The 24,505-nt window shown below is 41.0% G+C and carries 24 protein-coding genes; all 24 read left to right on the forward strand.

The window, feature by feature from the left end; translation table 11 throughout:
* Window positions 1–146 precede the first annotated feature (146 nt).
* The 24 genes from M3627_RS00640 to M3627_RS00755 all read left to right on the forward strand — a co-directional run bounded on the left by M3627_RS00640 (window position 147) and on the right by M3627_RS00755 (window position 24,500).
* Window positions 147–1,178 (forward strand): DctP family TRAP transporter solute-binding subunit, encoded by a 1,032-nt coding sequence (locus M3627_RS00640; RefSeq protein WP_169360697.1) that lies wholly within the window; start codon window positions 147–149, stop codon window positions 1,176–1,178.
* 91 nt (window positions 1,179–1,269) lie between these two features.
* Entirely contained in the window at window positions 1,270–2,613 is a 1,344-nt protein-coding gene (locus M3627_RS00645; protein ID WP_251552551.1) for an MmgE/PrpD family protein, read from the forward strand.
* A gap of 18 nt (window positions 2,614–2,631) precedes the next feature.
* On the forward strand, window positions 2,632–3,018 hold the full coding sequence (gene pcaC / locus M3627_RS00650) for a 4-carboxymuconolactone decarboxylase (protein WP_251552552.1): 387 nt from the start codon (window positions 2,632–2,634) through the stop codon (window positions 3,016–3,018).
* A 67-nt stretch (window positions 3,019–3,085) separates the two neighbouring features.
* Window positions 3,086–4,018, forward strand: coding sequence for a hydroxymethylglutaryl-CoA lyase (locus M3627_RS00655; protein WP_251552553.1), 933 nt, complete (start codon window positions 3,086–3,088; stop codon window positions 4,016–4,018).
* 16 nt (window positions 4,019–4,034) lie between these two features.
* Window positions 4,035–4,829, forward strand: coding sequence for an enoyl-CoA hydratase/isomerase family protein (locus M3627_RS00660; protein ID WP_251552554.1), 795 nt, complete (start codon window positions 4,035–4,037; stop codon window positions 4,827–4,829).
* 14 nt (window positions 4,830–4,843) lie between these two features.
* Complete coding sequence (locus M3627_RS00665) at window positions 4,844–6,004, forward strand: acyl-CoA dehydrogenase family protein (protein ID WP_251552555.1); 1,161 nt, start codon at window positions 4,844–4,846, stop codon at window positions 6,002–6,004.
* Window positions 6,005–6,026: 22 nt separating this feature from the next.
* On the forward strand, window positions 6,027–7,394 hold the full coding sequence (locus M3627_RS00670) for an MmgE/PrpD family protein (protein WP_353056445.1): 1,368 nt from the start codon (window positions 6,027–6,029) through the stop codon (window positions 7,392–7,394).
* A 33-nt stretch (window positions 7,395–7,427) separates the two neighbouring features.
* Complete coding sequence (locus tag M3627_RS00675; RefSeq protein WP_251552556.1) at window positions 7,428–7,958, forward strand: PaaI family thioesterase; 531 nt, start codon at window positions 7,428–7,430, stop codon at window positions 7,956–7,958.
* A complete protein-coding gene (locus M3627_RS00680; RefSeq protein WP_251552557.1) occupies window positions 7,955–8,800 on the forward strand; it encodes a fumarate hydratase in 846 nt (281 codons plus the stop codon). The genes M3627_RS00675 and M3627_RS00680 overlap by 4 nt, the downstream gene beginning before the upstream one ends.
* 11 nt (window positions 8,801–8,811) lie before the next feature.
* Window positions 8,812–9,360, forward strand: coding sequence for a Fe-S-containing hydro-lyase (locus M3627_RS00685; RefSeq protein ID WP_251552558.1), 549 nt, complete (start codon window positions 8,812–8,814; stop codon window positions 9,358–9,360).
* 37 nt (window positions 9,361–9,397) lie between these two features.
* Window positions 9,398–10,285 carry an NAD(P)-dependent oxidoreductase gene (locus M3627_RS00690; RefSeq protein ID WP_251552559.1) on the forward strand — a complete coding sequence of 296 codons (888 nt, stop codon included), beginning with the start codon at window positions 9,398–9,400 and terminating at the stop codon, window positions 10,283–10,285.
* Window positions 10,286–10,342: 57 nt separating this feature from the next.
* Complete coding sequence (locus M3627_RS00695) at window positions 10,343–11,017, forward strand: GntR family transcriptional regulator (protein ID WP_251552560.1); 675 nt, start codon at window positions 10,343–10,345, stop codon at window positions 11,015–11,017.
* 30 nt (window positions 11,018–11,047) lie between these two features.
* Complete coding sequence (locus M3627_RS00700) at window positions 11,048–12,112, forward strand: tartrate dehydrogenase (RefSeq protein ID WP_251552561.1); 1,065 nt, start codon at window positions 11,048–11,050, stop codon at window positions 12,110–12,112.
* A gap of 36 nt (window positions 12,113–12,148) precedes the next feature.
* Entirely contained in the window at window positions 12,149–12,997 is an 849-nt protein-coding gene (locus tag M3627_RS00705; RefSeq protein WP_251552562.1) for an HpcH/HpaI aldolase/citrate lyase family protein, read from the forward strand.
* A 385-nt stretch (window positions 12,998–13,382) separates the two neighbouring features.
* Entirely contained in the window at window positions 13,383–14,549 is a 1,167-nt protein-coding gene (locus M3627_RS00710) for a mandelate racemase/muconate lactonizing enzyme family protein (RefSeq protein ID WP_251552563.1), read from the forward strand.
* Window positions 14,550–14,581: 32 nt separating this feature from the next.
* Entirely contained in the window at window positions 14,582–15,274 is a 693-nt protein-coding gene (locus tag M3627_RS00715) for a class I SAM-dependent methyltransferase (RefSeq protein ID WP_251552564.1), read from the forward strand.
* Window positions 15,264–16,703, forward strand: coding sequence for an SLC13 family permease (locus M3627_RS00720; RefSeq protein ID WP_251552565.1), 1,440 nt, complete (start codon window positions 15,264–15,266; stop codon window positions 16,701–16,703). Before M3627_RS00715 ends, M3627_RS00720 begins: the two co-directional genes overlap by 11 nt.
* Before the next feature lie 19 nt (window positions 16,704–16,722).
* The gene (locus M3627_RS00725) at window positions 16,723–17,889 is read left to right on the forward strand and encodes a CaiB/BaiF CoA transferase family protein (protein WP_251552566.1); all 1,167 of its coding nucleotides are present in this window, start codon (window positions 16,723–16,725) and stop codon (window positions 17,887–17,889) included.
* Between the two features lie 709 nt (window positions 17,890–18,598).
* The gene (locus M3627_RS00730) at window positions 18,599–19,840 is read left to right on the forward strand and encodes an Nramp family divalent metal transporter (protein WP_251552568.1); all 1,242 of its coding nucleotides are present in this window, start codon (window positions 18,599–18,601) and stop codon (window positions 19,838–19,840) included.
* 18 nt (window positions 19,841–19,858) lie between these two features.
* The gene (locus M3627_RS00735) at window positions 19,859–20,875 is read left to right on the forward strand and encodes an NAD-dependent epimerase/dehydratase family protein (protein WP_251552569.1); all 1,017 of its coding nucleotides are present in this window, start codon (window positions 19,859–19,861) and stop codon (window positions 20,873–20,875) included.
* Window positions 20,876–21,910, forward strand: coding sequence for a dihydrodipicolinate synthase family protein (locus tag M3627_RS00740; protein ID WP_251552570.1), 1,035 nt, complete (start codon window positions 20,876–20,878; stop codon window positions 21,908–21,910).
* Between the two features lie 57 nt (window positions 21,911–21,967).
* The gene (locus M3627_RS00745) at window positions 21,968–23,278 is read left to right on the forward strand and encodes a GGDEF domain-containing protein (RefSeq protein ID WP_251552571.1); all 1,311 of its coding nucleotides are present in this window, start codon (window positions 21,968–21,970) and stop codon (window positions 23,276–23,278) included.
* Window positions 23,279–23,288: 10 nt separating this feature from the next.
* Window positions 23,289–24,149: a Gfo/Idh/MocA family protein gene (locus M3627_RS00750; protein WP_251552572.1), complete on the forward strand. Its 861-nt coding sequence runs from the start codon at window positions 23,289–23,291 to the stop codon at window positions 24,147–24,149.
* 60 nt (window positions 24,150–24,209) lie between these two features.
* Window positions 24,210–24,500 (forward strand): hypothetical protein, encoded by a 291-nt coding sequence (locus M3627_RS00755; protein ID WP_251552573.1) that lies wholly within the window; start codon window positions 24,210–24,212, stop codon window positions 24,498–24,500.
* Window positions 24,501–24,505: the final 5 nt, after the last annotated feature.

Consider the following 24,505-nt stretch of genomic DNA (forward strand, 5'->3'; position numbering starts at 1 on the left):
ATAGATTTCGATCAACTTGTTTAAGAGGTTAAGTAGTTAGAAGGTCACCTGAAAGTACTTCGTTGTCCAAGATGCTTTCACTTTTTTGTAAGCCCTTTCATTTTAGGGTGTAAGAAAATTACTAAAAAACAATAGGGGGAAAAAGGATGAAAAAGTTTGCATTATCTTTATTTGTTTTAATTTCAGTTATCTTTCTAGTAGCCTGCCAAGGTGACGATGAAAAAATACCGGTCTCTGGTGAAGCTAGTGACGGAGTACAAGAAATGAAAATTAAATTTGCACATGTTGTAGCAGAAAACACCCCGAAGCATAAAGGTGCCTTAAAAATGAAGGAATACATTGAAAAAGAGTCAGGTGGAAAAATTGAAGTTGAGATTTATCCAAATAGTTCATTATTCGGCGATCAGGATGAATATCAAAATCTAGTAGCTAATAACATCCAATTTATAGCACCTGATTTAACAAAGTTTGTTGGGAACAATCCACAATTTAATGTTCCAGCTCTTCCATTTATGTTTGACGATGATGATGAAGCCATTGCTTTCTGGGATGGGGAAAAAGGTAAAGAGGTTTTAGCAAGCCTTAAAAATGATGGGGTAATTGGATTATCTATGTGGCCAAATGGAGGAAAGCATTTGACTAATGGTAAACGTCCAATCAGTTCTCCGGAAGATTTAAAAGGATTGAAATTCCGTACACAAGGTGGGCAAGTACTTGAATCTATTTACCATGCTTTAGGAGCAGGTTCTGAATCGATTCCATTTGGAGAGTTATATACTGCCCTGGACCAAGGAGTAGTAGATGGCCAAGAGAATACATTTAGTAATATTGAATCGAAAAAGTTTGATGAAGTACAAAAGTATATGACAGTAATGAATCATACACGTGTGGATTATGCTGTTTTCACTAATACAAAATTCTGGGATAGCATGAATGAAGCAACGAAAAAAATAGTCGAGGATGGTTTGGCTGCTGGTACAGAGGTAGCACGTGCAGAAGCTAAGAGTCTAAATGACAAAGCATTGGAAACGATTAAGGAAAGAGGAAATGTTGAAATCGTGGAATTAACGCCAGAGCAAGTGGAAGAATTCCGTAAGGTTTTGGAGCCGATTTACAAAGAATATGAAGAAGAAATTGGAGCGGATGTAATCGAAGCAGCACGTGAAGCGGCTAAATAGATTACTACATTTCTAAACTTAGAACTGAAAAAGTTGGTACTAAAACCGACTTTTTCAGTTTACATAGAGTAAAAAAGGATGGCGAGAAAAGATGGTAACAAAAACATTAGTAGATCATTGCTTATCAACTTCTTTTGAACAAATACCAGAGAATGTGAAGCTTCATGGAAAAAGAAGCTTACTAAACTGGATGGGGGTTGCCATTGGAGCTTCAAGGCATCCGTCTATTGAAATGATGTTGGACGTAACAAAAGAATTGCAATCGGCAGAGCAGGTTTCTGTATTCGGAAGAGAAGAAAAAGTGGATTTATTGATGGCAGCATTAATAAATGGTACGTCTTCTCATATTTTTGATTATGATGATACGCATTTAGATACGATCCATCACCCTAGCGGACCAGTGGCTCCAGTCGTTTTTGCGTTAGGAGAAAACTTAGGGTTAAGTGGAGAGGAAATCTTGCACGCGTTTATATTAGGCTGCGAAGCAGAATTAAGAATAGCCAATGCGGTTTACCCAAGTCATTATCAGCTAGGCTGGCATATTACAAGCTCTACGGGGGTTTTTGGTGCAGCAATCGCAGCAGGTATTTTATTGAAGCTAGATTCTGAAAAGCTGGTTTGGGCTTTAGGTATAGCAGGGACACAAGCATTTGGTCTAAGAGATGTATTTGGAACAATGACTAAACCATTCCATCCTGGAAAAGCTGCACAAAATGGCTTGCTAGCAGCGTTATTGGCAAAGAGAGGTTTTACGAGCTCTGAAATGATTTTAGAATCGAAGCGTGGGTTTGCTAATGTGTTAGCTCCGGAGCATGACTTAGAAAAAGTGAATGTGAACTGGGGAGAGGAATGGGAGCTATTAAAAAATAGTTTTAAGCCATATGCTTGCGGGATTGTTCTTCACCCTACGATTGATGCATGCGTTTATTTACATAAACGAGCTTCAGCTGATCAGCTAGAGTCAATTGAGCTAACGGTTAATCCTTATGTACTGGAGTTAACTGGTAAGGAAACTCCACAGACAGGGCTAGAAGGAAAGTTCAGTGTTTATTTTACAGCTGCAATAGCATTCCTTGATGGCGATGCAAGTGAAAAACAGTATACAGATGAAAAGGTAAAAGATGAAAAAATTATAGAAGTGCAAAACAAAATACGTGTAGTGATAGACGAAAACCTGAAAGAAGATGAGGTCAAGCTAGCTGCATTATTAACAGATGGAACTACAGTAACGCACAAAGTTTTGCATGCAAAAGGTAGCATTGATAACCCCATGCAAGAAGATGAGCTTCTGACCAAATTCGGTAGCCTTGTCGAAGAGCATATGGGAAAAGGCACAACAGACAGTATGGCTCAGTTTCTCTTAGACATAGATAAATATTCTGATATAAACGAACTTATTGTTCTGAATAACAAAGGAAATGGTGTACAAATATAAAACGTTAGGAGAATGGCTATGAACAAAGAGAGATTTGAAAAAGGATTAGAAATAAGAAGAAGTGTCCTTGGAGCAGAGTACGTTGATAATTCTATTAATAATGCAACAGATTTCAATATGCCGATGCAAGAATTAGTAACCGAATACTGTTGGGGAGAAGTTTGGGCTAGACCTGGCCTTCCGAAGAAAACGAGAAGCATGATAAATCTCGCTATGATTACTGCTTTAAACCGACCGCATGAGTTAAAGCTTCATGTGCGAGGAGCTATTAATAACGGTGTAACGAAAGAAGAAATTCAAGAGGTGTTACTACAAACTGCTATATATTGTGGAGTGCCAGCAGCAATTGATAGCTTTAGAACTGCAAAAGAAGTGCTAGATGAAATAGATAAAGAACAGCAATAGAGAACAAATGTCGATACAAATTTTTTTACATTATTTTTGGATACAAAATACATGACGGAGGTCTTAGATGAACTTTCCCAAGAGTGTACAAATAAATGAAGTAGTTTTACGAGATGGTTTACAGCTAGAAAAGAAAATCGTAAGTGTGGAAGAGAAAAAAGTACTTTTTGATCAGTTAATAAAAGCTGGTGTAGCAACTATTGAGTTTGGATCATTCGTCCATCCAAGATTAGTACCGCAAATGGCAAACAGCGGTGAATTGTATTCGCATGTTACGAATCCAGACAAAGAACTTTCGCTAATCGCTTTAATTCCAAATTTAAAAGGAGCGGAAATTGCTCACTTGAACGATGTGAAAGAAGTGAATTTTGTTTTCTCTGCAAGTGATACGCATAACTTGCAGAATGTGCATAAAACAACGGCAGAATCACTAAAGGAATTAAAAGAAATTCAAGACTTTTGTTTAAAGAAAAATATTCTGTTAGGCGTTTCTATCGCAACTACCTTTGGATGTCCTTTTGAGGGTGAGGTACCAGTTGAAAGGATCAAAAGTGTATTAGCTGAAGTAATAGCTATACAAGATAACAAGATTTCATTAGCAGACACAACTGGGATGGCAAATCCGAAACAAGTGTATGATTTGTTGATTGGTTTACGTAGTGATTTTCCTGGACAGAAATTTAACCTGCATTTTCATAACACAAGAGGAATGGGACTCTCCAATATTCTTGCAGCTATGGAAGCAGGAGTAGACAGTTTTGACGCATCATTAGGCGGGCTAGGCGGGTGTCCTTTTGCACCTGGTGCAACAGGGAATGTCTGTACCGAGGACGTCGTACACATGCTCCACAGTATGGGGATTGAAACTGGTCTATCCTTAGATAACTTACTAGAGGCATCTAAGACACTCACCAAAATAGTAGAACATGAGACTCCAAGCTATATAAGAAGTGCAGGACCGTACAATCGTAAATATCCAGTTCCTACTATAACTAAATAATTTGGAGGATACATTCATGACAAATTGGAAGACGATAATAGTGAACGAGGAGTACAGTGCTGAAAATGTTTATATCATTGAATTGAATAGACCAGAAGCGATGAATTCCTTGAATACCCTAATGGCAACTGAATTAATTGATTGCTTAAAGGAATTACGAGAAAAAGAGGATTTACGCGTTTTGATCCTAACGGGAAGCGGTGAAAAAAGCTTCTGCGTGGGAGCAGATCTAAAAGAAAGAAAAGGAATGACGAACAAGCAGTGGAAGCAGCAGCACGATATTTTTGAAGATGCATACGGATTGTTACGAAACTTTCCATATCCAGTAATCGCAGCAGTCAATGGGTTTGCGCTTGGTGGTGGAATGGAAATGCTCTTAAGCTGTGACCTTCGTTATACGGCAGACCATGTGAAGATGGGATTGCCGGAAGTGACATTAGGAATTATTCCAGGTGTAGGTGGGACGCAGCTTTTACCAAGAGCTATTCCGGTTGGTTTAGCAAAGGAGTTTTTATTTAGAGGAAATAAGATAGATGCACAAAAAGCGCTAGAGTCAGGAATTATAAATGGCGTATTTCCTAAGGAAGAGCTCCTGACAGGTACTTTAGAAATTGCAAAAGAAATTGCTGGAAATGCACCGCTATCACTAAAAGCAATTAAACAAGCAGTTAATAATGGGCTTCAAACAGATATTAACACAGCGCTAACGATCGAGTTAGACCAATATTATAAATGTGCCAATTCAGAAGATAGATTAGAAGGAGTCCTATCCTTTAATGAAAAACGAAAACCAAACTGGCAAGGAAAATAAGGGAGGAATTACGAATGGTATTAAGCACCCAGGAAGATATAAATCTTATTAGGAAAAGTGTCCGTTCTCTATGCGAAAAGTTTCCGGAAGATTACTGGAAAGAAATAGATAAAAAGCAGGAGTATCCCGAGAAATTTATAAAAGCCTTAACTGACGAAGGGTGGTTATCGGTATTAATACCCGAAGAATACGGCGGGGCTGGCCTTGGTATGATCGAGGCGGGAATAATACTAGAAGAAATTAACCGCTCTGGAGGAAATGCAGGCGCTGGGCATGCACAGATGTATACAATGGGAGCTGTTCTTCGCCATGGAAACGAAGAACAAAAGAAAAGGTTTCTACCGAAAATTGCAAGTGGAGAACTACGTCTTCAAGCCTTTGGTATTACAGAGCCAACTGCTGGTAGTGATACCACGAGCATAATTACTACAGCTGAGCGTCAAGGAGACAAGTATATAGTAAATGGGCAAAAGATATGGACATCTCGAGCTAACTACTCGGACTTAATGCTATTACTGGCAAGGACTACGCCGAAGGACAAAGTGGCGAAAAAGACAGATGGTTTAAGTTTATTCATTTTAGATATGCAGGATCAAAAGGATCGAATTACGATTCGTAACATTGAAACGATGATTAATCATGCTACGACGGAAGTGTTCTTCGAGAATGTTGAGATTCCGGTTGAGAATCTAATAGGAGAAGAAGGGAAAGGCTTCCGATATGTATTAAGTGGGATGAACGCAGAGCGTATTTTAATCGCTTCAGAAAGTGTTGGGGACGGCTTGTATTTTATCGATAAGTCAGTGAAATATGCAAACGAGCGTGAAGTTTTTGGTAGACCTATTGGCCAAAATCAAGGGGTACAATTCCCAATTTCTCGTTCTTATATGGAGATTGAAGCAGCTAAGCTGATGAGAGATAAAGCAGCTAACATGTTCGATGCAAACGAAAACTGTGGGGCAGAGGCAAACATTGCAAAATATTTAGCCTCCGAAGCAACATGGAAAGCAGCGAATGCTGCTATGGACACATTTGGTGGGTACGGATTTGCTACTGAATATCATATTGAACGAAAGTTTAGGGAGGCGAGACTATTTGTAATTGCCCCAGTAACTAATAATTTAGTAGTTAGCTATGTAGGTCAGCACGTCCTAGGATTACCGAGATCGTTTTAAAGCATTCAGGGTGACTGATGCTATGACCCCTAAAAAGGAGAATGAGCAAATGGAGTTAAGTAAGGCTTTGGCAAAATACAGTGTTGACATGACCTACGAAAAGCTTCCTGCAGAGGTAATATCGTTTACGAAGCTATGTATACTGGATTATTTCGGATCAGCTATAGCTGGTTCGGATAAACCACCAATTCAAATGATTAGTGATTTAATAGATGAAATGGGAGGCAAGGAGCAAGCTAGCCTCTTTACTGGAGGGAAAACCTCCGTCTTACAGGCAGCTTTAGTGAATGGGGCATCCAGTCATGTCGTGGAACTAGACGACATCCATAAGGGATCTATTATCCATGCGGCAACAGTAGTTATTCCAGCTGCGTTAGCGATTGCGGAGTGGAAACAATTATCTGGCAGGGACTTAATTACAGCCATCGTTGCCGGCTATGAAGTTTGTTTTAGAATCGGAGAAGCAGTTTCTCCGTCCCACTATTATTATTGGCATAATACAGCTACATGCGGAACTTTTGGAGCAGCTATTGCGGCGGCTAAACTACTTCAGCTTACAGAGGAAGAAACGGTGCATGCATTAGGTAATGCAGGTACACAGGCAGCTGGTCTGTGGGAGTTTATAGAGGATGGAGCAATGACCAAGCAGCTTCATTCAGGAAAAGCATCTATGAACGGCATTCTTGCAGCACTTTTAGCTCAAAAAGGGTTTACTGGACCGCTTAAAATCCTGGAGGGTAATCGTGGATTCTTTAAAGCCATGAGTGACGAGTATGACGTGACGAAAATAACAGAAGGTTTAGGTTCAGAGTTTAAAATAATGGAAAATTCCTTTAAGATTCATGCTTCCTGTCGTCATACGCATCATGCCATCGATTTGTTAATAGAAGTCTTCAAAGAGAACAATCCAAAATTTGAAGAAATTGAGTCAATAACAGTGAAGTCATACAAGGCAGCTATAGATATAACAGATAATGACGATCCGAAGACCGAGTATGCAGCTAAATTTAGCTTACAATTTTGCTCAGCATTGGCAATATTAAAAGGCAGCGCCGGTTTAACAGATTTTAATGAGTCTACATTATGGGACAGTCACATACGGGCGCTTTTGAAGCGAGTAAACGTAGGGATAGACTCGAGGATCAATGCAAGTTATCCAGAAAAATGGGGCTCTATGGTCGAGGTTGTTTTGACAAATGGAGAGATTATTTCTAAAGAGACGGACTTTCCAAAAGGAGACCCTGAAAATGCGGTTACTTCAGATGAACTTATTGAAAAGTTTGAGCACATGACAGGACAACATCCACCGGAAAATAAACAACAAATTATTGATAGCATCTTAGCACTAGAAATCATGGACAATATATCAGCCCTGATGGCTGAAGTTTAAAGGGATATTTGTTAAAGAGAGAGGGGTGCAAGGATGGAAGAAAATTATAAGGAAAAAAATGAACTAATACAATCTATTCAAACGAATCTTCAATCGCTGAGTGGAAGTGAGTTAAACCAAATATCGTATTTACTCTCTCTTTATCAAACACCTTTTGAAAATAGAGATACAAAGGATATACCTATGCATTTTTTAGGAAGATTTTTAGGGGTAACACAAAACTCAGATGGAACAACCAAAATGGACCTTGGAATTCAAAATGAGAATACATATGGAGTTGCACAAGGTGGCGCCATTTATACGCTTTGTGATGTTGCAATAGGATTTAGTATATTAAGCAATTTAAAAGAGGATGAAAAGGTTTTTACACTGGAGTTAAAAGTTAACTTTATTAAAAAGGGGCAGGGCGCTTATCTATTAGCAAGTCCTTCTATACTTTATCAAGGAAAAAACACAGTCGTTTCAGAGTGTAATATCACAGATGAAAATGGGGATTTAGTAGCCAAGGGGCTTGGTACATTTTATATTGTTCGGGATAAAAAGAGAGGGGAGGGTGAAGGATGAGCGTAATTCTTTATGAGACGGTAGTGGAACAGGTTGCAGAGATGTGTAAGAAATCGAACTATAACTTAGGTGATGATGTGTACACTGCTTTTAAGAAGGCGTTAAACACCGAAAAATCGGAAACTGGTAAAGAGATTCTTTCCCAATTAATTGAAAACGCGGATATTGCAAAAGCAGAACAAGTTCCAATGTGTCAGGACACGGGAACCGCAGTCTTTATCGTGGAACTAGGGCAAGGGTGTCAGATTGTTGGAGGGAGCCTAGTGCAAGCGATTAATGAAGGAGTTTCCAAAGGCTACAAGGACGGGTATTTGAGAAATTCAATCATTTATAATCCCTTAAATCGCAAAAACACAGGAAATAACACACCTGCTGTGATTCATATTGAGCTTGTGGAAGGGGATGAGCTTACACTTCATATGACGGCCAAAGGTGGCGGAGCAGAAAATATGAGCGATTTAAAAATGCTGAAGCCATCAGCGGGAATGGATGGTGTAAAGGACTATATTCTATCTATCGTAAAAGAAGCAGGGCCAAATGCATGTCCTCCTCTTGTGGTGGGAGTTGGAATTGGAGGAAACTTCGAACGATGCGCCTACTTAGCAAAAAAATCTTTGTTTCGACCAATAGGTGTACGGCATCAGGAACCGGTTATTGCACAATTAGAACAAGAGCTGATGGATGAGATTAATAGACTTGGTATTGGTCCTCAAGGTATGGGGGGAAGTACAACAGCATTGGATGTAAAGGTTGAAGTAGAATCTTGCCATATAGCGGCACTACCGGTAGCTGTCAATCTTAACTGCCATGCCAGTCGCCATCAAACTATTACGTTAACGTGAGGAGAGCTACTGTGCAGAAAAAAGTTAACCTACCTTTACAAGAGGCAGATTTGATTTCTTTAAGAGCAGGAGATCGTGTTTTATTGTCAGGCGTTGTTTATACAGCCAGAGATGCGGCGCACAAAAGAATGATTGAGCAAGAAATTGAAGGTATACCTTTTCCTATCGACCTCACCAATCAAGTTCTTTACTATGTTGGACCAACTCCTGGTAGACCTGGAGAAGTTATTGGTTCAGCTGGCCCTACGACTAGCGGGAGAATGGACGCATATACACCGAGGCTGCTGGAAGCAGGACTAAAAGGCATGATTGGGAAAGGATATCGCAGTGAGGAAGTAAAGCAGGCGATGAGAACAAATAAAGCCATCTACTTTGGAGCAGTTGGCGGAGCAGCAGCATTAATAGCGCGTTCCATCAAATCATCGGAAGTGATTGCGTATGAAGACTTAGGTACAGAGGCCATTAGAAAGTTAACGGTAGAGAACTTTCCTGTATTTGTTATAAATGATATTCATGGTGGGGACCTTTACGAGGAGGGAACAGCCAACTTTAAGCAATAGACGGTTGAAATCTATTTGAAAAGAAGGGATAACCTTAATGAGAGTTGGAATTATAGGCTTAGGTAACATGGGTGGCAGGATGGCTAAGAGGCTTTTAGAACAAGGAGTAGAAGTAGGGATCTTCGACGTTAATAAAGAATTTATGCGAACATATGCCAGCTTTGGTGCAGAAGAAGCAGAGAGTCCAGCTGATTTAGCAGCTAAATTTCAATATGTTATAACGGTCCTCCCTAATGTATATATCGTAAAGGAAATACTAGTTGGCGAGGAAGGATTGATGAAGGGGTTTAGCTCAAATAGCTTACTTATTGAAATGACTACTTCCATTCCCTCTGAAACGAAAGAAATAAACAAAATGATGAAACATGCAGGATTTAGAATGATAGATGCTCCAGTCAGTGGTGGAGTAAAAAAAGCAGAGGAAGGCACACTGTCGATAATGGTTGGAGGAGACGCTTCCAATTTTGCAGAAGTTGAACCTCTATTGGAAAAGATTGGGCAAAATGTAATTCACGTAGGTGATATTGGAGCAGGCCACACGGTGAAAGCACTAAACAATATGATTTCAGCAGCAACCTTGGCGGTAACAGGAGAAGCAATAGCTCTTGGTGTAAAGCTGGGTCTAGATCCAACTAAGATGCTAAGCGTGATAAATACAAGCACAGGAAAAAGCTTCTCGAGTGATTTTAAATTTCCGAACCAAGTACTAACTAGAAACTTCGAAGTAGGATTTACACTAGATTTAATGGTGAAGGACTTAAAAATTGCAATGAGCATGGCAGAAGATGAAAAGGTACCTATGTTTATATCGAGTGCTTCCTATCAATTATGGAAGCAGGCTTGGTCAGAAGGTAGAGGAAACGAAGACCATACAACTATAGTAAAGCATATAGAGGAAATGTTTGATGTAGAAATAAAAGCATAAGTGCATTGTTAATTCCAAAATATTAGGAAGATACTATGGGAACTCAAGGAGCATATTATGGATAAATTAAAACTTACAGAGTTAGATCGATCAACCTTACAGTTTAAAGTTACTACTAAATTAAGAGATTTAATATTAAGAGGAGAATTTAAGATGGGAGACCGTCTTATGCAAGAAGAGTGGGCAGCGAAGTTAGGAGTAAGTAGAATGCCTTTGCGAGAAGCGTTGAAACAGCTTGAGGTAGAAGGGCTCGTTCGAATGGAGCCAAGAAGAGGTGCAATCGTCACACCTATTTCTATTGATGATATTGAAGAGATTTATCAGCTGAGAGCCATGCTAGAGGGAGAGGCTGCTGTAAAGGCGCTACCTTTTTTAGACGAAGAGGACATTAGAGATTTAGAAGAACTATATGAGCAGATGATTCAATTAGATCATAGCGAGACAGACATGGAAAAGTACATGAAAATGAATGCAGATTTCCACCAAATAATTATAGAAGCATGCCCTTGGAGAAGGATTAAAGGGTACATCGATACCCTGTGGAAAGGGATACCTCCGTATACGCCAAGTGTCCTAGTGGATCATCTAGCAGAATCTCATAGGGAACATAGCCTAATGGTGAAATATGTTAAAGAAAATGACCCTATCAAATTAAGGGATGTAATCGAGACGCATATTCTTCGTACGAAGGATAACTTAATAAAAATGATTGAAATGAGTGGAAGACAGTAAGTAAAAGGTATGCATGGAAGGGGAAATATAATGAAAAGGTTAGAGATAGCTGTCATTCCGGGAGATGGAATAGGAAAAGAAGTAGTACCTGAAGCATTAAGAGTACTAGATGCAATCGCAAAGGTTCATGGAGGCTTAACGTTCAACTATACTCATTATCCTTGGAGTTCGCAGTATTATGTTGAGCATGGGAAAATGATGCCGGATGATGGGTTAGATTTGCTAAGTCAAAGCAATGCTATTTTTTTAGGAGCTGTAGGAGACCCTTCTCTCGTAAAGGATCATATTTCCTTAGGCGGCCTCTTGTTAAAAATTCGAAGAGAATTTGAACAAGTCATTAATATTCGTCCTGCTAAGCATATTAAGGGAATAGTTTCTCCATTAAGCCATCCACGAGATTTCGATATTATGATTGTTAGAGAAAATAGTGAAGGTGAATATAGCAGTAGCGGCGGTCGAATCCATCAAGGGATAGATGAAATAGTAGTTCAGAACTCCGTTTTTACTAAAAAAGCTGTTTTGCAGGTCATGGAATATGCTTTTGAGCTAGCTACAAAGAGAAATGGTCATTTAACGAGTGCAACCAAATCAAATGGAATCGCTCACTCTATGCCGTTTTGGGATGACGTATTAGCGGAGGTTTCTCAAAACTATAAGGATATTCCAACTAAAAGTGAACATATAGATGCCCTTTCCGCTTTTTTCATTACAAGACCTCACACATTGGATGTAGTGGTGGCTAGTAATCTCTTTGGAGATATTTTAAGTGATATTGGAGCAGCCATTATGGGAAGCATCGGAATTGCACCTTCTGGCAATATAAATTTAAATGGCAAATACCCTTCCATGTTTGAGCCTGTTCATGGCTCGGCTCCTGACATTTATGGAAAAGGAATAGCAAATCCGGTTGGGCAAATTTGGACAGCCAAAATGATGCTAGATCACTTTGGAGAAACAGAAATGGGAACTATCTTATTAGAGGCGATTGAACATACTTTACAGTCAGGCATCAAGACTTCTGATATTGGAGGGAACCATAGTACAACAGAGGTGACGGATGCTATTATTGCAAAAATTGAAGGCGTGAATTCCTAAATGGCGACATAAATACTCCTAAGAAAGGGGAAATCTATGAATTTTGCACGTTCCTATTTATTTGTGCCTGGAAGTAACAAGGAAGTAATTAGAAAAGCCATTCATTCAAAAGCTGACTCTGTGATTCTCGATTTAGAGGATGCGGTAGCGGTAAAGGAAAAAGATAGCGCAAGAGAAATAGTTAAGGAAGCATTGATTAAGTTTAGGGATGAAAAAGAATTGATTGTAAGAATCAATGACTTGGATACCCCTTTTTGGGAGAAAGATTTAAAATGCGCATTATCGAATGGGGCTGCAGGTATTATGGTCCCCAAATCAGAAAGCTCCGAGGGCATGAAGGCTGTTTGTGAGATCGCTCGAGAATATTCAACCAATCAATTAAAGCCAGTTCAAGTAATTCCATTAATAGAAACCGCAAAAGGAATCCAGTTTGCCTATTCTATTGCGACAGCAGATGAGTTAATTGTGCGAATGGCTTTTGGTTCTATCGATTTTTCATTAGATATCGATTGTGAACTTACAACGAATGGATTGGAGTTATTATTCGCTCGTTCCCAGCTTGTCATTGCTTCCAGAGCCGCGGGCATTGTAGCTCCTATAGATACTGTCTATCCTAAGCTAGATAATGAAGCAGGATTGGAAATGGAAGCGAAACTTGCCAAACAACTTGGCTTTAAAGGGAAATTAATCATTCATCCTAAGCAAATAGAAGCCGTCCACCAAACCTTTTCAGCCTCTCAAAAAGAAATAGATCAAGCAATAGCAGTCGTGGAAGCATTTGAAAATGCAGAACAAAACGGTATAGCATCGATAATGGTAAATAGTCAATTTGTAGATTATCCAGTGTACAAGAAAGCTAAAAATATAGTAATAGATTCCGTATGAAATATTCGGAATATTAAAATAAAAAAAGCTCTGTTAAAGTTATTGGTTTATTTTGACTAACCATTCTTTATTATAGTGACGACTGGAAAGATTATATAAGAGACAATAAATTATGAGACTGGGGTTGGTGACAGTTTTTCTGCTTTGTTTATGCGAGTTAATTTATTAGCGCTTTATCGATGCTAAAGCTGTTCCATTTATTGATTGGAGCGACAGACGGTGACTCCAGTGGGATGAGTGAGACAGATCAGACATCACAACCGCGCGCGTAAGCGACGGGTGATGGCTTATCGCTCACCCTGATTTAAAGATTTCTTTTTCTATGCATCATAAATCAACCCTACTCTTTAACATAGCCAAAATAAAAAACAAAGGATGATTTGATATGAAAATAACAAATATAGAAGTTAAGACTGTGCCAATTAGTAGTCCAATTAGAAATGCTTATATTGATTTTAGTAAAATGACAGCATCTGCATTAGCCATCACAACAGATGTGGTAAGAGATGGAAAGCCAGTTGTTGGTTATGGATTTAACTCGAATGGCCGATATGCGCCTACAAGTCTATTACTAGAACGATTTATTCCTAGATTACTTGAGGCTGAGTCGAAAGATATTTTAACAGATGATGGGACTAACCTTGATCCACATAAAATACATGCCATCATTATGGCAAATGAAAAACCAGGGGGACACGGAGAAAGAACGGTTGCGGTTGGTGTAATAGACATGGCTGTTTGGGATGCAGTGTCCAAAATAGAAGGAAAGCCTTTATATCAGCTTCTTGCAGAACGATATGGGAATGGTCAGGTAGACGAAAAGGTATACATTTATGCAGCTGGAGGCTACTATTTCCCAGACAAAGGCTTAACGGAACTCCAAGATGAAATGAAGGGTTATCTTGAGCTCGGCTATAAGGATGTGAAAATGAAGGTTGGCGGTGCTTCTTTAAGTGAAGATATTAAGCGTATCGAAGCAGTTCTAGAGATTTTACCTTCAGGAAGTGGACTGATGGTCGATGCAAATGGTCGCTTTGACTTAGACTATGCTATTGAATTTGGAGAGAAGATTAAAGACTATGAATTGATCTGGTATGAAGAAGCGGGAGACCCTCTGGACTATCATCTGCAGGCTGAACTCTCCAAGAGATATCCACATGCGATTGCAACTGGGGAAAATATTTTTTCCTTACAGGATGCAACCAACTTAATCCGATATGCAGGCATGAACCCGGAGAAAGACTTTCTTCAATTTGACTGTGCGCTTAGCTATGGATTAGTAGAATATCTACGTATTTTAGAAATGCTAAATGAACACGGCTGGTCCTCTAGACGTTGTATACCTCATGGAGGTCATCAGATGTCACTGAACATAGCTGCGGGATTAGCACTTCATGGGAATGAATCATACCCAGGCGTATTTCAGCCATTTGGTGGATTTGCCGATAACTATGCCGTTGAAGACGGATATGTAAGGCTTCCGGACATTCCAGGCATTGGTTTTGAAGCAAAATCAGATTTGTATAGCTTGCTATCATCTATCGGGAAATAAAAGGTTATATCAAAGAGAAGGAAGGCGAGAAGTTGTCTAATAAACTGGAGTTTGATCATAAAACGGCCGCTGAGTATGACAAAGGGATAAGACGAAATCTCCCTACATACGATCCAATGCTTCGGCTTTCGCAAACTTTTCTACGGGCAAACTTAAAAGAGGAAGCCTCTCTCCTAGTAGTTGGAGGTGGAGGAGGTAACGAGCTAAATGCTTTTGGACCTAGCAATACAGAATGGAAGTTTACCGTTGTAGATCCATCAACGGCGATGCTTGAGGTGGCGAAGATGAAGGTAGAGCAACTGGACATGAATAATCGGGTCGATTTCTTCAATGGAACAATTGAGATAGTTCCTCCTGATTATACGTTTGATGCAGCAACGTGTATCTTAGTTCTTCATTTCGTACCGGACGTAAAGGATAAGCTGGCACTCTTAAAACAAATTAGAGCCCATTTGAAACCGGGAAGCCCTTTTATACTCGTTAGTAAATACGGAGATCCGAATTCGTTAGAGTTTAAAGAACTGGTTAACCTTTGGAAAAACTATTGGCTGGATACGACGAACTTGTCAGAAGAGAAGGTAGAGGAGTTAATGAACGCAACATTAACCGAATCATCTATCTCTGAAGAAGAAATACGAGGCTTACTTTCTGAAGCTGGGTTTCACCGGATTGCAAACTTCTTCAAGACGAATCACTTTGGCGGTTGGATCTGTCATGCTTTATAAATTGCGAAGAAGTCTTGTGTTAAAAGAGAACTATAAAAACTATGCAGCTATTGCACTAGCACTAGTGAGTTTTTTTATCATATTTCTATCTTTACCAGACACATTCTCGTACTCAGCTAAAATAATGACCGGCATTATTACGTCAGGTATTATCTTATGGGCTTTAGAGCCTATTCCAATGGGGCTTACAGGTCTAATTATCTTATTGCTTATGCTTGTTCTAAAAGTAGCAGATACCTCCGTTATATTTAGTGGCTTTGCTTCGCCAGCTACTTATTTAATTGTAGCTGGAATGATGCTAGCAACAGCGGTGAATGAAACCTCTCTTATTAGAAGATTGACCTACAAGATTTTAATAAGGTGGGGAAGTCATGCGAAGGGCTTATTAGGAAGTATCATTATCATTCAGCAAATCCAAGCATTTTTTATTCCAACTACCGCGGTTCGAACTGCCTTAATAATGCCGGTTTCGAAAATGATTATCGAGATTGTTAATGCAAAGCCGGGAAGTAATTTAAGGAAAATGATTATGCTAGGAGTCGCCTATGGAGGGGTAATTAGCGGAACTGCAGTCATGACTGCTGCAATCGGTAATATATTAACGGTGGAGATTCTTAATCGTTTTGCAGGAGTGAACATCACTTATTTCCAGTGGTTCCTTTATACGTTTCCGTTATGGCTCATATTAATTCCTTCCATATGGATTCTTCTATTAAAGGTATTTCCTTTACCAAAAGAACAGCAAAGCTTCCCTATGATTCAAGGCGAAATGAAAAAGAGACTAGAAGAGTTAGGACCGGTCAATAAAAAAGAGATCAACTGTCTCGTCATCTTAATTTTAATCGTTAGTTTATGGTTAACGGAACCGCTCCATGGAATGCATCCGAGTATTCCCGCTTTATTGGGTGTTGTTCTCTTGACCCTGCCTCAAGTAGGGATTGCCTATTGGGAAAAGGTGATTCAAATTAATTACAATACCGTGCTGCTATTAAGTGTAACTTTATCGATGGGGTATGTGTTTGTAGACTCTGGAGCGGCAGATATAATTAGTAACTATTTGAGTGTAGATTGGTTTACGAATATTATTCAATATCCTTTATTGGCGGTATTGGTAGTAAGTGTGATGGCACAATTATTCCATAAAATGATTTCCAATGTTTCCACAGCAGTAGTGATCTTGGTTCCTATTATAATTAGCGTTGCTCAAAATGCAGGGCTAGACCCGTTAACAATTGGCTTCGCAACTGGTTTATCCTGTGTCTTCGGTTATATGTTAGTTGTAGAATCGATGTCTAACGTAATCGCTCATAGCAGCGGAATGATTTCACAAAAAGACTTTTTAAAGCCTGGATTGTACGCAACTATTATAACCATTATCGCTACTGTCTTGGTTGCAGCGACGTGGTGGAAGTGGATTGGTTTAGTTTAAAATGTGAGGAGGAATGTAGATGTTGCCTTTACAAGATATCACCGTAGTATCCTTAGAGCAGGCCGTGGCCGCACCCTTTGCTACAAGACAATTAGCAGACCTAGGGGCCAGAGTGATCAAAGTGGAGAGACCGGGAATGGGTGATTTTGCACGTAACTATGACAATACTGTCAATGGCATGTCGAGTCACTTTGTATGGATCAACCGATCTAAAGAATCTTTGGCTCTTGATTTGAAACAAGAAGAGGCGAAAAACGTTTTAGAAAAACTACTATCTAAAGCAGATGTATTCATTCACAATCTAGCACCTGGTGCGGTAGATCGGCTTGGCTTTAGTGCCGCAGAGCTTAAAGAAAAGTTTCCGCAGCTCATAATTTGCAGCATCTCCGGATATGGTAGTGACGGCCCATATATGAACAAAAAAGCATACGATTTGTTAATCCAATGTGAAGCAGGACTTGTGTCTGTAACAGGTACAGAAGATTCTCCATCTAAATCAGGAATATCAATTGCCGATATTGCGGCAGGAATGTACGCATATACTGGCATCCTAACAGCTATAATTGCTCGTTACAAAACGGGAAAAGGAGCAGTTTTAGAAGTATCGATGCTAGAGGCATTAGCAGAATGGATGGGCTATCCGATGTACTATTCCGGTTATGGAGATAGTGAACCTAAACGAACAGGTGCCAGCCATGCAACTATTTATCCCTACGGCCCATTCAAGGCAGGCAACGATAAACTAGTGTTCATGGGTATCCAAAACGAACGGGAGTGGATCCATTTTTGCTCAAAGGTCCTAGGCAATCCTGACCTAGCAATAGATCCGCGCTTTAACAACAATTCAAATCGTGTGGCCAATAAAGACTCATTAAAAATCATCATTGAAGAAGTTTTCCAAAAGGTGGATCCCAACCAAGTCATCCGATTGTTAGAAGCAGAAAAAATAGCAAACGCACGCCTAAATACCGTAAACGATTTAATAGATCATCCTCAGCTAGAAGCACGTAATCGCTGGAGAGAGGTTGAATCACCAGTCGGAAAACTCAAAGCACTCTTACCACCCGTAACCTTTGACGAAATCGAATCCGTCATGAACCCTATACCTAACATCGGGGAGCATACAAAAGAGATTCTGAAGGAATTAGGATACAGCGAGAGGGAGATTGTGTCGTTGGGGGTTTGAGGTTGGTGGGGAGTTGTAGTGGATTGGGGAGTTGTGTGTGTCCCTGTGTCAGACACAATTCTCGCACAATTTGTTTGCAGAAGCAGCTGGGGTGATACCTGGCTGCTTTTTTTGTTGTTTAGATGGGGAAATTGTGTGTGTCCCTGTGTCAGACACAATTTGCATACAATTCGCTTCGTCCTTGGTGACCGCATGTATATTTGATATCGATTTGATCACAGCTCATAGAGATTTATCACCGGTAGATGAATTTTTCCCTTTGTAGCGTAAAGCAAAGTAGTTCAAAGTGTGGTATGAAGAGAGTGGGCATGCATGTAGCAAGGTGGAAAACGTAAAGTGTTGCGGGAAACTGATTGAGTGTTGCAGAAACAAATCCAAGTGTTGCGGGAAACTGTGAAAGTGTTGCGCAAAAAGCCGGAAGTGTTGCACGAATGAAAAGTGTTGCGCAAAAGTGATTAAGTGTTGCAGAAATCGATTCAAGTGTTGCGGGAAAATATGAAAGTGTTGCACTAACTGTTGCAGAGAGAGTTGTGTGTGTCCCTGTGTCACACACAACTCCCACACAATTCAATTCGATCAAAAAAGTAGCCAGCATCCCACTGACTGCTTCTTTTTTATTTACAGTCCTATTAACGTCATGTCATTAAATATCATTATACGTTACTATAAAAACATATAATTCAGAAAAATCAGTAGAAGGGGGATTTCTATGAACGAAGGGGCGAAGATTGGGGTTGCTGGGAGTGCTAGGGCTGGGAGAAAGAGTATTTTTAGCTATTTGGGGCCAGCATTAATTACTTCTGCTTTGGTGCTTGGGCCAGGGAGTGTGACGTTGTCTTCTAAGATTGGTGCAATTTATGGTGCACAGCTTGTTTGGACGTTGGTGTTGGCGGTTGTGCTGATGATGGTGTTTACAGAGATGAGCACGCGAATTGGGATTGCAGCTAAGGGGAGTTTCATTGGTGTGATGAAGGAAAAATGGGGATTCTGGTCTGGGCTGTTGATTGGGATTGGTGCATTTTTGGTTACAGCTTCGTTTCAGGCGGGGAATGCGATTGGAACGGGGATTGCCATTTCGACGGTAACTAATATGGATCCGACCATTTGGATTGTCGTGTTTACGGTCATTTCCATTGGGCTTTTATTTGCGAAGCAGTTTTATCAAATTTTAGAGAAACTGATGCTTGTGCTGGTCGTGCTGATGCTGTTGGCGTTTCTTATTACGGTGATTGTTGTGAAGCCTTCCATTAGTGCAATTTTTCAAGGATTTGTTCCTGTCATTCCGGATGGAAGTATGGGATTGATTATCGCTTTGTTTGCTACTAGCTTTTCGATAGTTGGGGCGCTCTATCAGTCTTATTTGGTTAAGGAAAAAGGCTGGACTTTGACGGATGCTGCTAGTGGGAAGAGAGAGTCTTTCTTAGGCATTTTTCTTCTTGGATTTATCTCCTTCCTCATCATGATCACAGCAGCAACTATCCTCAAGCCACAAGGGCTGGTTGTGAATGATGCTTCGGAAATGGGCTTGGCGCTCGAGCCGTTGTTTGGTAGCTGGTCGACGGTTGTGTTTATGCTTGGGCTGTTTGGGGCTTCGTTTTCGTCCTTGATGGGGAATGCGACAATTGGTGGGTCACTGCTTGCCGACGGAGTTGGGGTAGGGAATAACCTTTCTAATATGAAGGTGAAGCTTTTCATTATATTAGTGATTTTATTTGGCTCGGTTATTGGAATTGTGTTTGGGTCTGCACCGCTCAATTTAATTGTTTTTGCGCAGGCCGTTACGATATTTGTTGTTCCGTTTATTGCGATTGCCATTTTAGTCGTAGCGAATGATAAGCGAGTGATGGGGGAGCTGAAAAACAAATGGCTTAGCAATTCACTCGGCATAATAGGGTTACTTGTATTAATTTATCTGGCATATAACAACGCAAACAATATCTTTTTTTCTTAAAAAGGAATGGGGGAAATTATGAAAACAGTTGAAGAGTTAGAGAATTTGATGACGCAGCCGTCCGCTGCATTGATTGATGACATGGTGAAGCTAGACGGGAATATTATGATTTTAGGTATTGGTGGGAAGATGGGACCGACGCTTGCTGTGATGGCGAAGCGTGCGATTGATGAGGCCGGCTTGGATAAAAAGGTGATTGGGGTGTCACGTTTTTCAAATGGTACGCTGCAGGCGGAGCTGGAAAGTGCAGGGGTTGAAACGATTGCCTGTGACCTATTGAACGAGGACGAACTAAAGAAGCTGCCTGTTGAAAAGAACATTATTTACATGGCTGGCAATAAATTCGGGACGACTGGCAACGAGCATTTCACATGGGCGATGAACACCTATCTGCCTGGTCGTGTGGCAGAGCATTTTAAGGGCTCTAATATTGTGTCATTTTCTACGGGGAATGTGTATCCGTTAGTGCCTGTGATTGGGAGCGGCTGTGATGAGAACCACCAGGTTGCACCGGTTGGAGAGTATGGTCAATCCTCTTTAGGAAGAGAGCGTGTGTTTACATATTTCTCAGAAAGAGACAATACGCCACTTGCCATTTTCCGCTTGAATTACGCAATTGATATGCGATACGGGGTTTTATTGGAGATTGCAAAGTCTGTGTTCAATGAAACACCGCTAGACCTTTCGATGGGGCATGTCAATGTCATCTGGCAAGGGGATGCGAATGAGTATGCGATCCGTTCGTTGCTTCACGCGAGCTCGCCTCCAACCATTATCAACGTCACTGGTCCGGAGACGCTTTCTGTTCGCTGGCTGGCAAATGAGTTTGGGCGCTTGTTTGATAAGAAGCCAGTGTTTGTAGGCTCTGAGCAGGAAAATGCGCTGCTTAACAATGCGAGCAAGGCTCATCAGCTGTTCGGCTATCCCCGTGTATCGATCCGTGAAATGATTGAATGGATTGCAGACTGGGTCGCGAATGACGGAGAAACGATCAATAAGCCGACTCACTTCCAGGAGAGGAAGGGTGAGTTTTAAATGAAAGAAGAGTTAAAACAGCATCTACATGACGGAGCATTCATTCCGGCGCATCCACTTGCAATAACGAAAGACAAAAAGCTCGACGAAGAGGCACAACGCCGTTTAACTCGATATTACTTGGAGGCAGGCGTTGGCGGGGTTGCGGTTGGCGTGCATACCACACAATTTGAGATCCGAGATCCTCAGTTTAACTTGTATGAAACGGTATTAAAGCTTGCGATGGAGGAAATCAACAACGCAAAGCTGAATCGTCCATTCCTAAAGATCGCGGGTGCTTGTGGTAAAACGGAGCAGGCGGTCAAAGAGGCAGAAATCGCTAAAAGTTTTGGCTATGATATGGTACTATTAAGTAACGGTGGATTAAATGAATATTCCGAAAAAGAACTAATTGAACGTACGAAAGCGGTCGCTGCTATTATTCCAGTGTTCGGCTTTTATCTGCAGCCAGCGGTAGGTGGACGGGTATTTAGCTATGAATTTTGGGAGCAGTTTGCTGCAATCGACAATGTATTCGGTATTAAAATGGCTCCGTTTGACCGTTATTTAACGTTAGATGTGATTCGCGCAGTGAACGCCTCTCCGAGAAGAGACGATATTGCGCTTTATACCGGCAATGACGACAACATCGTAGTGGATTTGTTCACCAATTATAATGACAAGCAAATCGTCGGCGGCTTGCTAGGTCACTGGTCTGTATGGACACATAAGGCAGTGGAGCTTTTTGAGCAAATAAAAGAAGCGAGGGCACAGGGTCAGATTGATCCAAAGTGGTTCAGCATTGCCCAGCATGTCACGGATGCCAACGCAGCATTCTTTGATTCGAGGAACGACTTTAAGGGAAGTATTGCGGGTATCAATGAAGTGCTCAGAAGACAGGGGCTTATGCAAGGGAACTGGTGCCTAATGGATCACGAGGTATTGAGTGAGGGCCAGCTAGAGGAAATCGATCGTGTGTACTACGCGTATCCAGAGCTGAACGACGATGCATTTGTAAAGGCTTTTCTGGAAAAGGAAAGTGTAGTAAACGGTTAAGCAATGGAGGCACATCGATTAGGTGTGTCTTTTCTTCTATTTCAAAGGGGGAGAGGTATGGAGACAAACATAAAGGTGGGAGTTATAGGGCCGCAATGGATTCGCGAGACGATGGTTAGATGCTTTGGACTTTTTCCGAATATCCAACCGATTTTCCGTTTATCCGATGAAATAAAAGATGCAAGGAAGCTGACAACTGAGCTATTGGACAAGGTGGATTGCTTGTTTTATTCGGGAAGAATTCCTTATTTAGTTGCAAAGGAAGAAATACCGATAGAGACACCTGCCTTCTATATTCCACTAAAGGGCGCAGGACTCTATCAGTCTCTGTACAAGCTAAAGAGCAAGCAAAATTTCATGAACATTAGTCTGGACGGTATACAAGACAACTACATGGAGCTTATTAAAAGCAATTTAGAGGAAACGTTTACGTATCAAAATTTCCAAGAAATCGTCTATATGGAAAACAAAGATGACGTGGTGAATTTCCATCTACGGAATGTAGAAGAGATACCTAATACGGTTGTCATTACTAGTCTCAAGCTAGTTAGTGAGCAGCTATCCGAGATGAATATTATAAACGAATGGCTAAAGCCTACGGACCAGGATATTATTGTGGCAATTGAACGTATGCTGCTTGCAACCAATCAACGAAAGCAAAAAGAGATGCAAATAATAGTAGGTCGAATCTTTATCGAAAATTCTGGTGACGCTAGTGAATTTATGTCCGAGCAGCAGGTACATACTCGAAATCATGCCATCCACCGTATGCTTCTTCAATTTGCCGATCAAATAAACGGCTATCTGATTGCGCTTAGCAGCAGCGAGTATGTATTTATCACAAATCGAGGCATTTTCGAGCGGATTACAGAGGGCTATAAATACTTGCCGATTGTCGATGAGATGAAGAAAAAGCTGGAGGTGTCTTTATCAATAGGAGTCGGCTTCGGTTTTTCAGCGCTCGAGGCAGGATCGCATGCAAGGGTGGCGCTCATTCAGGCACAGGAGAATGGAGGGGGCTGCTGCTTTATCGTTCGAGAGGATCGCAGCGTCTTTGGACCAATCGACTTGATTGTCCCGATGAAATATCCACTCACAGTGACGGATCAGCTGTTAATAAGTAAAGCAGAGCATATCGGCATGAGTGCAGCAAACATCCAAAAGACAATGGCCGTCATCAAGCGAAAGAAGGAAAATGAATTCACAGCGCATGAGCTTTCTTCTATTTTAGGTATTACACCAAGAAGCGCCCACAGAATAATCCAATCCTGGCTGGACGCCGAGCTCATCAAAATTATCGGGATGGAGAAAATTTCAAAGCGCGGTAGACCAAGACAGGTATTCGCACTCGTAACAACCGAAAGCTAGGAGGGACTCTATGAAAATTGGATTGATAGGACTAGACACTTCACATAGTGAAATATTCACCAGATTACTAAATAACCAAGATGATCCCCATCATGTACAAGGTGCAACCATCACCCACGTTATCCCGACATTCTCAGAGGATTTAGCAATCAGCTCAAGCAGATTTACTGACTTCTATCAAATTGTCATCAAGAAATACGGTGTAGCAGAGGTAGATACAGTTGAGGAATTAATGAGTGAGGTAGACGCTGTCATTATAGGGACAGTCGATGGGCGCAACCATCTAGACTGGTTCAAGGAAATTGTCCCCTATGGTAAGCCGGTGTTTATCGATAAGCCAGTCGTCATGAGCAGTAAGGAAATGGCAGAGGTTATTAGGTTAAGTAAAGAACACGCGACACCTGTCATGAGCTCTTCTGCTTTACGTTTTTCGGAGTCGGTCATGGCAGTCAAAGGGTCAGTAGACTGGAGCAGTGGCTATTTCTACGGACCAACGCCCATGCAGGAGCAGCTAACCGGATACTTTTGGTACGGTATCCACCTAGTTGAAATGGCGGTCACTCTTTTCGGGACAGGCGTGCAAAAGGTGGAGGTAGAGCAAAAAACAGATTGCCACCATGTTCATCTAACCTACAAGGATGGCCGACATCTCATCATTCGAGGAGAAACCGAATGGCATGGACGGTTTGGAGCAGTATTGCACTCCGCAGATGATGTGCAAACATTAAAACTGTGGGAAGAAGAGAAACCTTTTTACGCTGGCCTGGTTGAGCATATGGTAGAATTTTTTGAAACAGGGAAAGCAACCGTATCTTTAGAGGAGACGGCAGAGATTGTAAGGATTATTGAGGAGATTAATAAGGGATTATAGTTTAGATAATGCCATCCGAGCTTGAGCTTTGATGGTTTTTTTGAAGGTTAGATTTTTAGAATGGTTGAAGAAATTCAATTTGAACCTTGCGGAGACGGAGAAGAACCTTGCGGAGACGGAGGAGAACCTTGCGGAGACGGAGGAGAACCTTGCGGAGACGGAGGAGAACCTTGCGGAGACGGAGAAGAACCTTGCGGAGACGGAGAAGAACCTTGCAGAGACGGAGAAGAACCTTGCAGAGACGAGAGAGAATCTTGCGGAGACGGTAGAACCTTGCAGAGACGGAGGAGAACCTTGCGGAGACGGAGAAGAACCTTGCAGAGACGGAAGAGAACCTTGCGGAGACGGTAGAACCT

The sequence above is a fragment of the Psychrobacillus sp. MER TA 171 genome, from assembly GCF_023713305.1.
Taxonomy (GTDB): domain Bacteria; phylum Bacillota; class Bacilli; order Bacillales_A; family Planococcaceae; genus Psychrobacillus.

What these genes read in the sequence shown, in the direction of transcription:
- M3627_RS00640 (WP_169360697.1), top strand. Translation starts at nt 147, where the DNA reads ATGAAAAAGTTTGCATTATCTTTATTTGTTTTAATTTCAGTTATCTTT.
- M3627_RS00645 (WP_251552551.1), top strand. Translation starts at nt 1,270, where the DNA reads ATGGTAACAAAAACATTAGTAGATCATTGCTTATCAACTTCTTTTGAA.
- pcaC (WP_251552552.1), top strand. Translation starts at nt 2,632, where the DNA reads ATGAACAAAGAGAGATTTGAAAAAGGATTAGAAATAAGAAGAAGTGTC.
- M3627_RS00655 (WP_251552553.1), top strand. Translation starts at nt 3,086, where the DNA reads ATGAACTTTCCCAAGAGTGTACAAATAAATGAAGTAGTTTTACGAGAT.
- M3627_RS00660 (WP_251552554.1), top strand. Translation starts at nt 4,035, where the DNA reads ATGACAAATTGGAAGACGATAATAGTGAACGAGGAGTACAGTGCTGAA.
- M3627_RS00665 (WP_251552555.1), top strand. Translation starts at nt 4,844, where the DNA reads ATGGTATTAAGCACCCAGGAAGATATAAATCTTATTAGGAAAAGTGTC.
- M3627_RS00670 (WP_353056445.1), top strand. Translation starts at nt 6,027, where the DNA reads ATGACCCCTAAAAAGGAGAATGAGCAAATGGAGTTAAGTAAGGCTTTG.
- M3627_RS00675 (WP_251552556.1), top strand. Translation starts at nt 7,428, where the DNA reads ATGGAAGAAAATTATAAGGAAAAAAATGAACTAATACAATCTATTCAA.
- M3627_RS00680 (WP_251552557.1), top strand. Translation starts at nt 7,955, where the DNA reads ATGAGCGTAATTCTTTATGAGACGGTAGTGGAACAGGTTGCAGAGATG.
- M3627_RS00690 (WP_251552559.1), top strand. Translation starts at nt 9,398, where the DNA reads ATGAGAGTTGGAATTATAGGCTTAGGTAACATGGGTGGCAGGATGGCT.
- M3627_RS00695 (WP_251552560.1), top strand. Translation starts at nt 10,343, where the DNA reads ATGGATAAATTAAAACTTACAGAGTTAGATCGATCAACCTTACAGTTT.
- M3627_RS00700 (WP_251552561.1), top strand. Translation starts at nt 11,048, where the DNA reads ATGAAAAGGTTAGAGATAGCTGTCATTCCGGGAGATGGAATAGGAAAA.
- M3627_RS00705 (WP_251552562.1), top strand. Translation starts at nt 12,149, where the DNA reads ATGAATTTTGCACGTTCCTATTTATTTGTGCCTGGAAGTAACAAGGAA.
- M3627_RS00710 (WP_251552563.1), top strand. Translation starts at nt 13,383, where the DNA reads ATGAAAATAACAAATATAGAAGTTAAGACTGTGCCAATTAGTAGTCCA.
- M3627_RS00720 (WP_251552565.1), top strand. Translation starts at nt 15,264, where the DNA reads ATGCTTTATAAATTGCGAAGAAGTCTTGTGTTAAAAGAGAACTATAAA.
- M3627_RS00725 (WP_251552566.1), top strand. Translation starts at nt 16,723, where the DNA reads ATGTTGCCTTTACAAGATATCACCGTAGTATCCTTAGAGCAGGCCGTG.
- M3627_RS00730 (WP_251552568.1), top strand. Translation starts at nt 18,599, where the DNA reads ATGAACGAAGGGGCGAAGATTGGGGTTGCTGGGAGTGCTAGGGCTGGG.
- M3627_RS00735 (WP_251552569.1), top strand. Translation starts at nt 19,859, where the DNA reads ATGAAAACAGTTGAAGAGTTAGAGAATTTGATGACGCAGCCGTCCGCT.
- M3627_RS00740 (WP_251552570.1), top strand. Translation starts at nt 20,876, where the DNA reads ATGAAAGAAGAGTTAAAACAGCATCTACATGACGGAGCATTCATTCCG.
- M3627_RS00745 (WP_251552571.1), top strand. Translation starts at nt 21,968, where the DNA reads ATGGAGACAAACATAAAGGTGGGAGTTATAGGGCCGCAATGGATTCGC.
- M3627_RS00750 (WP_251552572.1), top strand. Translation starts at nt 23,289, where the DNA reads ATGAAAATTGGATTGATAGGACTAGACACTTCACATAGTGAAATATTC.
- M3627_RS00755 (WP_251552573.1), top strand. Translation starts at nt 24,210, where the DNA reads ATGGTTGAAGAAATTCAATTTGAACCTTGCGGAGACGGAGAAGAACCT.